Annotated in this window: 13 protein-coding genes and 1 riboswitch; of the genes, 6 read left to right on the top strand and 7 right to left on the bottom strand. The window is 68.1% G+C overall.

The features are described from left to right. Positions 1–10: 10 nt before the first annotated feature. Entirely contained in the window at positions 11–694 is a 684-nt protein-coding gene (locus VNN10_13135) for a methyltransferase domain-containing protein (protein HXH22964.1), read from the bottom strand. Positions 695–943: 249 nt separating this feature from the next. Between VNN10_13135 and VNN10_13130 the strand changes: the two genes are divergently transcribed. The 6 genes from VNN10_13130 to thiO all read left to right on the top strand — a co-directional run bounded on the left by VNN10_13130 (position 944) and on the right by thiO (position 5,364). After that, positions 944–1,231 (top strand): hypothetical protein, encoded by a 288-nt coding sequence (locus VNN10_13130; protein HXH22963.1) that lies wholly within the window; start codon positions 944–946, stop codon positions 1,229–1,231. Positions 1,232–1,280: 49 nt separating this feature from the next. Continuing rightward, positions 1,281–1,391, top strand: a riboswitch (TPP riboswitch). A 95-nt stretch (positions 1,392–1,486) separates the two neighbouring features. Next, complete coding sequence (thiD, locus tag VNN10_13125) at positions 1,487–2,293, top strand: bifunctional hydroxymethylpyrimidine kinase/phosphomethylpyrimidine kinase (GenBank protein HXH22962.1); 807 nt, start codon at positions 1,487–1,489, stop codon at positions 2,291–2,293. Between the two features lie 102 nt (positions 2,294–2,395). Next, entirely contained in the window at positions 2,396–3,184 is a 789-nt protein-coding gene (locus VNN10_13120) for a thiazole synthase (GenBank protein ID HXH22961.1), read from the top strand. Between the two features lie 44 nt (positions 3,185–3,228). Beyond that, complete coding sequence (gene thiE / locus VNN10_13115; protein HXH22960.1) at positions 3,229–3,891, top strand: thiamine phosphate synthase; 663 nt, start codon at positions 3,229–3,231, stop codon at positions 3,889–3,891. A 146-nt stretch (positions 3,892–4,037) separates the two neighbouring features. Next, positions 4,038–4,241: a sulfur carrier protein ThiS gene (gene thiS / locus VNN10_13110; GenBank protein ID HXH22959.1), complete on the top strand. Its 204-nt coding sequence runs from the start codon at positions 4,038–4,040 to the stop codon at positions 4,239–4,241. Position 4,242: 1 nt separating this feature from the next. After that, a complete protein-coding gene (gene thiO / locus VNN10_13105) occupies positions 4,243–5,364 on the top strand; it encodes a glycine oxidase ThiO (GenBank protein ID HXH22958.1) in 1,122 nt (373 codons plus the stop codon). A gap of 19 nt (positions 5,365–5,383) precedes the next feature. Here the strand turns inward: thiO and VNN10_13100 are convergent, their stop codons facing one another. The 6 genes from VNN10_13100 to VNN10_13075 form a co-directional block, all read right to left on the bottom strand. After that, on the bottom strand, positions 5,384–5,530 hold the full coding sequence (locus VNN10_13100) for a hypothetical protein (protein ID HXH22957.1): 147 nt from the start codon (positions 5,528–5,530) through the stop codon (positions 5,384–5,386). 137 nt (positions 5,531–5,667) lie between these two features. Continuing rightward, positions 5,668–7,122, bottom strand: a complete 1,455-nt coding sequence (locus VNN10_13095) for a peptidoglycan recognition family protein (protein HXH22956.1) — start codon at positions 7,120–7,122, stop codon at positions 5,668–5,670. Positions 7,123–7,285: 163 nt separating this feature from the next. Then, positions 7,286–7,957 (bottom strand): thiaminase II, encoded by a 672-nt coding sequence (tenA, locus tag VNN10_13090; protein HXH22955.1) that lies wholly within the window; start codon positions 7,955–7,957, stop codon positions 7,286–7,288. Further along, a complete protein-coding gene (locus tag VNN10_13085; protein HXH22954.1) occupies positions 7,954–8,634 on the bottom strand; it encodes a hypothetical protein in 681 nt (226 codons plus the stop codon). The genes tenA and VNN10_13085 overlap by 4 nt, the downstream gene beginning before the upstream one ends. 2 nt (positions 8,635–8,636) lie before the next feature. Further along, the gene (locus VNN10_13080) at positions 8,637–9,560 is read right to left on the bottom strand and encodes a GNAT family N-acetyltransferase (GenBank protein ID HXH22953.1); all 924 of its coding nucleotides are present in this window, start codon (positions 9,558–9,560) and stop codon (positions 8,637–8,639) included. Between the two features lie 113 nt (positions 9,561–9,673). Beyond that, positions 9,674–10,603, bottom strand: a complete 930-nt coding sequence (locus VNN10_13075; protein ID HXH22952.1) for an SDR family oxidoreductase — start codon at positions 10,601–10,603, stop codon at positions 9,674–9,676. Positions 10,604–10,978: the final 375 nt, after the last annotated feature.

Here is a 10,978-nt window from a genome sequence, read left to right as displayed (position 1 = left end):
TCCAGTGGTGTCAGGCATCCTGTCTGCGCCGTGCAACGACAACGTAGAGCGGGTCGGTGTAGAGCTGGCCGCTGCGGACCCGCTGCCAGTCCTGCATCGGCACGCCGATGAGCGTCCGGGCGGGACTGAAGTCATGATATTCGGGCGGCTCGAACATGCCCGCGCCCAGGATGTACATCGCGATGAGGTCAGCCTTCTCCCGGTCTTCGAGGGCGTTCCAGATGCGGACAGCCTTGGTGGGGAAGCACCGGTTCGAGTAGCAGACGACAAGCGGCGCCCCCGGCTTGAGCACGCGGCCGATCTCCGCGAACACCTCTATCGGCCGGGTGAGGTACTGGACCGAAACGGCGATGACGACGCCATCGAAACGGGCATCCGCGAAGGGCAGCTTCGGGTCGGCATTGAGGTCGTGCACGACGTACTCCGCCAGCCGGGGGTTTCTGGCCAGCTCGACTTCGTTCATGCCCAACCCCACCAGGCGCCTGACCGGCATGTCTTCCGGGAAGTGCGACACCCACGATGACATGAGGTCCAGGTATTCCCCGTCCGGGGGCAGGAACTGGCGGTAAGCTTCGCCCACCGCCCTGATCGCGTAGTCGTCGATGTGCTGGACGAGGCGCGGCTCGGCGTAGAACTCGGAATCGGGCCTCTCGTCTTCGCGGGAGAAGGAGCCGGGCGGGAACTTGTCCTGCATGAGCGACAGTATGACAGGTGGCACGTCTGCGGATTATCCTGACACGGCCTCGGTCCGTAAAATAAGCGAAAGCGAGCTGGCTCGCCGATGCTTGGAGCGTTGCAGAGATTAATCGAGCGCTGGGTCGCTCGGAGCCAGGCGGCGGAGAAAGAGCGCGTACGTCTACTCGCCGGCGGGGAAGAGCCGCTTCTTTATGCCACCGCGCGGTCACTTGACGAAGCCGCGAACGGTCGCTACGGGACGCTGATCTTGACCCCGACCCGCCTGCTGTTCGTCGCTCCGGCGACTCGCGGATATGAGCCGGAACCCGGTCTGGCGCACCGAGAAATCCAGGTCTGGCTAACCGACATCAGGGAGGTCGCCACGGCCTCCGGCGAGGTCATGGAAAGGATTGCCGAGGGTGCTCTGGGCTTGACCACGCTGTACGTAACGACGGCCAGCGGAGCCGTGCACTCCTTCAGGGTCTACCGCCAGGACGAGTGGGCGAAGGCGGTTGAGGGCGTGAGGCGGGAGGCGCTGCGCCGGAAGCTGGGCTGAATTTCTTTGACACCCTTTCGGGAGCAGACGTAGACTTGAAGGGTCAACCGAATAGCGGCACGGGAGCTCGGAGAGCCGGGCTGAGAGGGTCGCCGTGGCGACCGACCGTCGGAACCTGAACCCGGGTAATGCCGGCGCAGGGAGCTGAGGGAACGGAACGAGAGGCGCCCCAGAGGCGCCATTTTCGTGCATTCGGGCTTGCTGGCATTCGGGCACGGTGGAGCAGGCTATGCGCGCGTTCCCGGGAATTGGAAGATGGCGGTCTACAGGGCGCTAACCATCGCGGGCTCGGACTCGGGCGGCGGGGCCGGCATTCAGGCCGACCTCAAGACCTTCTCGGCGCTCGGCGTTTACGGCGCCAGCGTGATCACCGCTGTCACGGCTCAGGACACCAGGCGTGTCTACGGCTTCGTCGAGATGGCGCCGGAGTTCGTGGCGGCACAGATCGACGCGGTGCTCGGCGACATCGGCGCCGACGCCGTCAAGACCGGCATGCTGGCCAGCGCGGCGATTATCGAAGCTGTGGCGGAGCGGTTGCAGCGCTGGGAGGTCACAAGCCTGGTCGTCGACCCGGTGATGGTCGCCAAGGGCGGCGACAAGCTGCTGCGAGACGATGCCGTCCAGGCGTTGAAGGCGAAGCTCTTGCCTCTGGCCCTCGTCGTGACGCCGAACGTGCCCGAAGCGGAGGTGCTCGTGGGACGAAAGCTGGCGACCTGGGACGACCTGCGTGAGGCCGCGCGGGAGATCCACGCCATGGGCGCGCGCAACGTGGTCATGAAAGGCGGCCACCTCGACGAGCCCACGGTGACCGATACGCTTTTCGACGGCCGGACGTTCCGCGAGTTTACCGTCGGCAGAGTCGAGACGAACAGCACGCACGGCACGGGCTGCACCTTCGCCTCGGCCATTGCCGCTACGCTGGCGAAGGGCGAGACGGTGGAGCATGCGGTCATGGCGGCGAAGGCCTATGTGACGAAGGCGCTCCAGGAGGCGTTCCCGCTGGGCCGCGGCCACGGACCCGTGCACCACTTCTATCGCTGGTGGCGGCCGGCAGGAGAGTGAGGGACGGGCAGCGAGAGCGCGGACGAGGAATGCCGTGGGCATCCACGGGGCTGCGGCCCGGCAGCGGGCCAGAGTCCAGGCAGCGCGGGAGGGACCGAAGCCATGAATGACGACACACTGGTAATCGGCGGCAAGGCCTACCGGTCGAGGCTGATGGTCGGGACAGGGAAGTACTCCTCACCGGAGGAATGCGTGGCGGCCCTGGATGCCTCCGGCGCCGAGATCGTGACGGTGGCCATCAGGCGCCTCGACCTCGACAACCCCAACGCCCGGACGGAGCTCGACTACATCGACTGGGAGCGTTACACGATCCTGCCCAACACGGCCGGCTGCAAGACAGCGGAGGAAGCGGTCTTCACCGCCCGGCTGGCGCGCGAACTCACCGGCTCGACCCTCGTCAAGCTGGAGGTCATCCCCGACCCGCGGTACCTCTTGCCTGACCCAATCGGCACCCTGCAGGCGGCTGAGATACTGGTGCGCGAGGGCTTCACGGTGCTCCCGTACATTCACGCCGACCCCGTGCTCGCCAAACGCCTGGAGGAGGTCGGCTGCGCCACCGTGATGCCTCTCGGCTCGCCCATAGGCTCCGGGCGCGGTATCTTTACCCTAGAAGAAATCCAGATCATCATCGAGAACGCCAGCGTCCCGGTCGTGGTCGATGCCGGGCTAGGGGCGCCTTCGGAGGCCTCGCTGGCCCTGGAGATCGGCGCCGATGCTGTGCTGGTGAACACGGCCATCGCCAAAGCGAAGGACCCGGTGGCCATGGCGGAAGCCTTCAAGCTTGGAGTGCAGGCCGGCCGCCTGGCTTACCGGGCCGGACGGATCGAGAAGAAGACGATTGCCAGCCCGAGCAGCCCTGTCGAGGGCGTCGCCGCTTTGCCGGGCCGATAGCCGCCCGCCCTCCCGATACAGGACGCGGGCATGGAGGTGAAGTGATGCCGTTGCCCGCGAGGATCGGTCGCCTGCGCCCGCCCGTACTCTGCTTCGTAGCGGGGCCCGACATCAAGGACCTCGATGCGACCGTCGCGTCCGCCGTCGCTGGCGGCGTCAACATGGTCCAGTTGCGCGACAAGGTCACTCCCGCCGGGAAGCTGCTCGAGACCGCCCGCCGGCTGAAGACCATTACGCGCGGCAAGGCCCTCCTCGTCGTGAACGACCGCATCGACGTCGCCCTTGCGGCCGAGGCTGACGGGGCGCAACTGCCCGAGGATGGCATCCCGACTCTCGTGGCGCGCGGCCTCATCGGCAAGCATGCGGTGCTTGGCCGCTCCGTGCACTCCGTAGAGGCCGCCCTGCAGGCCGGGCGGGAGAGCGCCGACTTCGTAATCGCCGGCACCGTCTACAAGAGCGCCTCAAAGCCCGACGTAAAGCCCATGGGGCCGGGGCTGATAGCCGACATCACACAGGCGGCCGGCAACCTGCCGGTCCTCGCGATCGGGGGCGTCACGGCGAAGAACATCGGTGAGGTGATAAAGGCAGGCGCAGCCGGGGTTGCCGTCATCTCGGCCATCGCCAACGCCGAAGACCCGCGCGCCGCCGCCGAGGAGTTGAGCAAGGCAATGCAGGAGGCCTGGGCGGAGGTGCGCTCGGCCGCCTGAGGCGCGCCTGCTTACGGACCCGCCGCGGAGCCGTGCGGCGACCCCTCGAACGCCTCCTGCCGCCTGACTCGGCCGCAGTCTCGTGAGCGGTCCTAATGCCTTCGAAACGGGCGCAGCGGTCGCGCCAGACTACAATTAAGTCAGAAGTGATTACGCTGACCATAAATGGCAAACAGCGCGAGCTGGCGGAGGAGATGCTGCTGCCGCAGCTCCTGGAACAGCTCGGGATCGACAGGCGGCTGGTGGCGGTCGCCCACAACGGCGACGTGATCCCGCGTGACCGCTACGACCGCGTCTGTCTGCGAAATGGCGACACGGTCGAGATCGTCCGCATGGTCGGCGGAGGTTAGCGTGCCGGACGTGGTCGTCGTCGGCGGCGGGGCCATCGGCTGCGCCACCGCGTACTTTCTGGCGCTGGAGGGTCTCGAGGTCACGCTGCTCGAGCGCGGTGAGCTGGCCGGCGAGGCCTCGGGCGCCGCGGCCGGCATGCTTGCGGCGCTGTCCGACGAAGGCGGCGACCGCGGTCCCGACTTCCAGAAGCTCTGTCTCGATAGCTTTGATCTCTATCAGCGCCTCGTCCCAGAGCTGGAGGCCACGGGCATCGACCTGCGTTACCGTCGCTCAGGGGTCCTCCATCTCGCGCTGAACGAGGACGAGGCAGCCCATCTGCGCCGTCGCTATGAGGCGCAGAAGCCCCTGTCGCCCGGTATGCGCTGGCTCGAAGGCGACGACCTGTTCCGCGAGGAGCCCGAGGTAACGCGCCGGGCGGTCGCTGGCATGCTTTCACCGGAGGAGCACTACCTGGACCCCCAGCGCCTGGTCCTCGCTCTCGCCGAGGCGGCTCGCCGCCGTGGCGTCGACATCCGCACCGAGGCGCCCCTCGTGCGCATGGGCGGAAGGGCCGGCCGCCTGACCTGGGTGCGGACGCCCCGGGAGTCAGTCTCAGCGTCCCACTTCGTGCTGGCCGCGGGGCCCTGGACGGCGGCGCTGGCCAGGCGCCTGCGCTCCCATGTGCCGGTGGTCCCCATGCGCGGTCAGATGCTGGCCCTTGGCCCGGCGACGGAGCTGAAACATGTGATCTGGGGCGAGGAGGCCTACCTGGTGCCGCGCGAGAACAACCTGACCTTCGTGGGCGCGACCGTCGAGGACGTGGGCTTCCGCAAGCGCACGACCGTCGAAGCCATCCGCCGGCTACGCCGCGCCGCCGAGGCCATGGTCCCGGGGCTCAAGCTCGCGCGCCTCGCCTCCACCTGGGCCGGCCTGCGGCCCGGTTCGCCGGACGGCCTGCCGATGATGGGCCTGCTACCCGGCTGGTCGAACGTCTGGGTCGCCACCGGCCACTTCCGCAACGGCATCCTGCTGGCGCCGATCACCGGCAAACTCATCGCCGCAAGCATCGCCCTCGGCACTCCAGTGCCGGAGCTGCGGCCATTCGACCCGCAGCGGTTCGTCCCGCTCGCCGCGGCGGTGTAGCCGAGTCTCTTCGCCGGGACTACTTGTCCGCCAGGAACGCGCCGAAACCAAAGGCAAGCCCGGCCGGCACGAGGTCGATGTCCTCGAAGATGCTGGGGTGCTCGCCGAGCGCGGCGAACACGAAGAAGACCAGGGCGATGAGCAGGAGTATCTTTCGGAACGGCATGGCGGGCTGCCTCCCAGGCGTCTGAACAGAGTACAGCGTACAGAGTGCAGGGGAAGAGCGTAGTGTGCCAGCGCGGGGCTCGTGGCGAGCGCGGGCGAGGCCGCCTCTGCCTGCGGCGGCAGGTCCCGGCCCCGGCCTCAACGGCGCGGGCGACCACCTCCTCCGCCTCCGCCGCCACCCTGCATCAGGACGGTCTTGTTCGCCTGGTAAGAGACGGCGTTACTGAGGTCGATGCGCTTGAGGTGGAAGGTGTAGTGGCCGTCGGCGAGGCCTGCGTACTCGGCGGACGAGACTTCGGCGGAAGGGGTCGACCACACAGGGTAGCGGGAGGAGTCGTAGCCGCTGAGGTAGCCGATCGCCTCGCTGGCCGGCGACTTCGACCAGCCTTCGAGATAGTACGAGTAGCGGTAGCCCGGCTGGCGCGTCCAGCTATACGAAAGCGTGCCTCGACGCACGGTGCCGCCGTCCGGGCCGCTGAGGCCGGGCGCGGCGCCGAAGCCGACCCTCGCGGCGACGGCGGCCCGGATCGAGGGCAACTGCTCGTAGAGGTAGCGGCCCGGGCAGGCGGTCGCGTTGCAGTCGCGGTGGCCGCAGACGTTTCCGAGGGCCCGTGTCCAGGAACCCCCTGATTGAAGGAAGTCCGACCAAACGTTGGGGTCGACTTCCCTGAGGGACGCCTGGAAGGAGAGAAGGCTCACCAGGGCGTTTACCATGCGTCCGTCGTCGGGAGTAGGAACCTCCTCGAAGTTGCCCATCGCCGCGACGCCGCACGTGCCGTAGTTATGAGCCGAGGCGTGCCCCGCGACCACGTCCGGGCCAAACACCTCGCGGGTGCCAGCCTCGGGGAACTCGCGGCTGTAGCGGCCTTCGTATCTGACGCCGTTCACGTCGACGAGGCCGTTGTAGCCGATGTCGCCCCAGCCAAGGGTGACGGCGTGATAGGTGTAGATAGCGTTGATGTCCTGGATGGGGTCGGCGCCGTTCGTAGATGCGGTGTGGTGCACTACCATCTTCTTGACGGGCACGTACATCCTCGCCCAGATCTCTTTGCCTCCCGCGAAGCGCCTGCTTTCATCGCAACCCCAGTCCTCGCGGCTCATATCGATTACAGGAGGTTTCACCGGCGTCAGGGATTGCTGGCTCTGGAGCCTGGGGCCGTCGGCCGTATTGAGGAGGGTTGCGGTTACGCGCTCCACCCGCTGCGCCCCCGAGAGAGTCGCGCGGAACTGCAGGAACCGGTGCCTCGGCGCGGCGACAAGGGCGAAGAAGGTCTCGCCCCGTGGCGTGTCCTCCGGGTGGGCCTCGATGACCAGCCGCCGCCAACTGCCCCAGGTCACGCCGTCTGCGGACGTCCGCACCTCGAAGGCCGATGCGTCTGGCCCCGCGAAGGCCCCGCGCCAGTGCAGGCCGGCGTGGGTGAAGGGCATTTCGGCGGCCACCACGGCCGACTCGAACACGCCCGACCCCTGCAGCGCGCCCTCGCGGACCACGGTGCCCAGGTGAAGGCCCCGTTCGAAGTCCGGCGCCGATTGGATAGCGTCGTGGATCAGTACTTTGATGGTCTGTCTGGCGCCTGAGGCGCGCGAAGCCAAGGCGGAGTCTGCGGCTATGACGGCAGTTGCGCCGGCGGCCGCCTGGAGGAAGCGTCGGCGAGTGAGTTGCGCGCGCGTGGGCTTGGACAAGGTAGACCTCTGGGGACCTGGTTCCGGCACCCGCAGGTTATACCCCGGCGCGCCAGCTTATTGTCAAGTCTGCTTATTCCGGCCAGCGCTCGAGATTCCGCGCCATGTCCCAGAACATGAGCTCGTAGCGGCTGCTCGTCAGGAAGATACGGGCGAGTCTGTCCTGCTCCACCGGCGGCAGATGCTCGGCGAGGTCATCGAGGAGGTCCCGGCACCAATCGGCCAGGGCGGCGAAGTCCTCTGATGCATACATCTCGATCCACTTCGCGCAGAGGGGGTCGGACGGCATCCCGGCGCGCGCGAGCTCGCGCCCGATCTCGGAGAAGCCCCACATGCAGGGCAGGAGGGCGGCAACTAACTCGACATAATCACCAACGGTGGCACAACGCAGGAGGAAGTCCGTGTAGGCCCGGGTCGTCGGGCTCATGACCTCTTCCTCCAGCTCGGCTTCGGTGATCCCGAACTCCGCGGCGTACGAGCGGTGCAGGTCCATCTCGGTCCCGAGGGTGGACTGCGTCAGGTCCGCAAATCGCCGCATCGTCTCCAGGTCCGGCGCCCGGGCGGCGGCAAGGGCAAGAAGGCGGCCGTACTCCACCAGGAAGAGGTAGTCCTGGCGCACCCAGTGTTTGAACTGCTCACGGTCCACGGTCCCCGTGCCGATGCCGCGCACGAAGGGGTGCATGTGCTGCGCCTGCCACACCTCGTCGGCCAGCGAGCGCAATCTGTCCGTAAACCTCTCGCTCATCCAACCGATGCCTCGTAGAGCGCGTCCCAGTACATGAGCTCGTAGGCCATCATGAGGCGCGCCGTGCGCTTGATCGAGCGCTCCAGGGAATCGCGGTCGCCGGCGGCGTCCAGGACGCGGTCGATGAGGGCGAGCGAACGGGGCTCGAAGTCAGGGTCTTCGGCGCCAAAGTGGTCGAAGAACGCCACCTGCTCGGCGCCGAGGCCGTACTTCTCGCGCAGCTGGCGGCTCATGTCGCGGCAGTTGCCGCCCCAGCCCTCGAGGTCGACTATGAAGGCGCCGGCCATGTCGGCCGCGGAGCCGTACGCGGCTGTCAGCGCCAGGAAGGCGGTGTAGGCGTGCGCGCCGGGCAGCGGCTCGTGCGCTTCCAGATCGCGCTCGGACATGCCCAGAGCGGCGGCGAAGGGGAACAGGGCCTCGAACGCCGCGGCCTCGTATTGCACGCTGCCGAGGAGGAAGCGCCTGACTTCGGCATCGTCCTGCCGTGACAGGAGCAGCGCAAAACTCCGCAAGTCGTTCTTGATTATGTGGTACTGCTCGCCCGCGAATATGCGCAGCCTCTCCAGGGGCACCTTGCCCTCGGTCAGCGCCTGGACGTAGCGATGGCCTCGGACGGCCCGCGATAGCGGCTCGAGGTCCCGGCGGATGGTTGCGATGAGGCCGGCAGCGGACGTCACGGTCAGAAGTACACGGGGTCTACGTAGAGGGTTGTGGAGTGGGCTGGCGGCTCAACGCGGGGAGCATAGAACAGCAGCTCGAAGGAGTCCTCATCGCGGAGGCCAAGCTCCCGCCAGAGTCGTGAGTCCGGCTCCAGGCAGAACATCAGGCCCCCGTGCCCGGTGCTCGCCGCCTTTACCGCAAGAGCGCGCAGCAGGAGCGCCATCTCAGGCTCCGCGCCGGGTTCGTAACCGTAGTCGGCGGCGGCGCCGTCCCAGAGGCCGCAGACCGCCACGAGACGGCCGTCCCGGAAGGCGCCATAGATGTCCCCCCAGCCGTACGAGGGCGAGCGGGCGAGCCGCTGGCCGAAGTCCACCTGCTCGTAGGCGCGGAACAGCTCTTTGCCCAGGTGCGTTCCGTTTACCAGGCGGACGATGTCGAAGATCGGCCCGGCGCCGATCTGCCTTGGCGCTGGCGGAGTCTCCGCCGGCGGCGGGAGGATGCACATGCGCGCCGAGACCGGCCAGGGCCGGTTGCCGGAGCGCTCGGCGAAGTTCCTGGACTGCCGGTTACCGGCCGCGATGTACCAGTAGGACGAATCGATGTGCTCGGACTCGTGCGCCTTCCAGTACTCGGCCACGGCGCGAGTGAGCGCCCCGCCGATCCCCTTGCGCTGGTGCTCGGGCGCGATGCGCTCGTGATTCATGTAGAGGAGGAGGCGCTCCTTCCCGGCCAGGGGCGCGCGGTGCAGCGCCCCGGCGCAGGCGCCGATGATCTCCCCCGCTTCTTCAGCGACCATGACGACCGACCTCTCCTGGAGGTCGTGCTTCTCGAAGAAGTTGGTGGGGCGGATGTAGAACGGCTCGCCGTCCATGTTCAGGGGCGTGCGCGCCTCCAGCGCGCAAAGCGCCGCATTGTCGGCATGGGTGGCCTGCCGGATGATCACTGCCCCAACCGCGGCCAGAAGTCGAGGTCCATTACGTCCTGGCCTTCAGAGCGCTTGAAAGACCGGTTTGCGCTGCATGGCGCACACAGCGTACACCCGGCCTCGGGAGGGGCCTATGCCCCGCCCGGCTGCGGCTGGCGGAAGTCCGGCAGCCGCAGGCCCTCGCCCAGGGTGCTTTTGAAGTTCTCGAACAGGTAGTCCAGGTCCCATGGCCCCGGGCTGTGAATGCGGCGCATGGGCTCCATGTCCCGGTACAGCGTGATCTGGTAACCGCTCGCCCCGAACGTCCGGCCGGTGATGTAGCCGGCTTCGTCGCTGCAGAGGTAGCAGACCACGGGCGCGACGTTCGACGGGTCGCGGGGGCCGCCCTCCGCGACCAGGCTCGGCGCGACGGCCCCTTCGCGTTGCGCCGCCGCCGCGGCGAGGCCTCGGTCCGTCATGCGCGTCGCGGCGCCGGGGGAGATGGCGTTCGCCGTTACCCCGTAACGCCCGAGGGCGTTGGCGCAGCTCTTCATGAAGCCGATCAGGCCCATCTTCGCCGCGGCGTAGTTCGGCTGACCGGCGCTGCCGTTTATCCCCGCGCCGGACGTAAACACGATTAGCCTCGCGCCTTCCTGCCGCCGTTGCCGCCAGTGAATCGAGGCGAAGTGCGTGGGCGCGAAGGTCCCCTTGAGGTGCACGCGGATCACCGCGTCCCACTCCTCCTCCGTCATGTTGAACACCATGCGCTCGCGCAGGATGCCGGCTACGCAGACCAGGCAGTCCAGCTTGCCGAACTCGTTGATGCAGGTCCGCACGAGGTCCTCGGCGTCGTTCCAATCAGCGACGTCCCCGTAGTGGGGGATCGCCGTCCCGCCCCGGGAACGGATCAGCTCCACGACTTCGTCGGCCGGCCCTTTGTCCCGCCCGTGGCCCTCCACGGAGCCGCCGAAGTCGGCGACGACGACCTTCGCGCCCTCCTGCGCCAGGAGGAGGGCTATGCCACGGCCGATGCCGCGCCCGCCTCCAGTGACCACTGCTGTCTTGCCGTCAAGCTTCCCCATCTCAGTCCTCTTCTAGGGCGCGATGCGCCGTCTTCGGCCCTTTCACCGCGGCCGGCCGCTGCCTTTCCGATGCTAGACGCCGCGCCGGGCGTCACGCACCCGGTCCCGCCGTGGCCGGCCTCGGCCTTGCCAACCCGGCCGCCACGCTCAGCGCCTCCTCCCGCAACGCCTCGGTCCGCAGGCGGACGGCGACGAGAGACGCCGGCCCCGCGAGCACCGCGGCGACCTCCTCAAGCCCACGCGAAACCGTCGCGGCAGGACTCCGGTGGTCAAGCTGTCGGGCGCGGGCAGTTCAGGCATCGCGGGCTTACGGGCTCCGAGATTCGTCGTGCGGAAGGCGGGCGGCAGGGCGAGCGAAGTATGTCACAGGCCCCT

It is taken from the genome of Dehalococcoidia bacterium, assembly GCA_035574915.1.
Lineage (GTDB): Bacteria > Chloroflexota > Dehalococcoidia > DSTF01 > WHTK01 > DATLYJ01.
This window is presented reverse-complemented; position numbering and strand designations above follow the sequence as displayed.

Bases quoted from the DNA above. Each gene is read 5' to 3' on its own strand.
- VNN10_13135 (HXH22964.1), bottom strand. From the start codon at position 694: ATGCAGGACAAGTTCCCGCCCGGCTCCTTCTCCCGCGAAGACGAGAGG.
- thiD (HXH22962.1), top strand. From the start codon at position 1,487: ATGGCGGTCTACAGGGCGCTAACCATCGCGGGCTCGGACTCGGGCGGC.
- VNN10_13120 (HXH22961.1), top strand. From the start codon at position 2,396: ATGAATGACGACACACTGGTAATCGGCGGCAAGGCCTACCGGTCGAGG.
- thiE (HXH22960.1), top strand. From the start codon at position 3,229: ATGCCGTTGCCCGCGAGGATCGGTCGCCTGCGCCCGCCCGTACTCTGC.
- VNN10_13100 (HXH22957.1), bottom strand. From the start codon at position 5,530: ATGCCGTTCCGAAAGATACTCCTGCTCATCGCCCTGGTCTTCTTCGTG.
- tenA (HXH22955.1), bottom strand. From the start codon at position 7,957: ATGAGCGAGAGGTTTACGGACAGATTGCGCTCGCTGGCCGACGAGGTG.
- VNN10_13075 (HXH22952.1), bottom strand. From the start codon at position 10,603: ATGGGGAAGCTTGACGGCAAGACAGCAGTGGTCACTGGAGGCGGGCGC.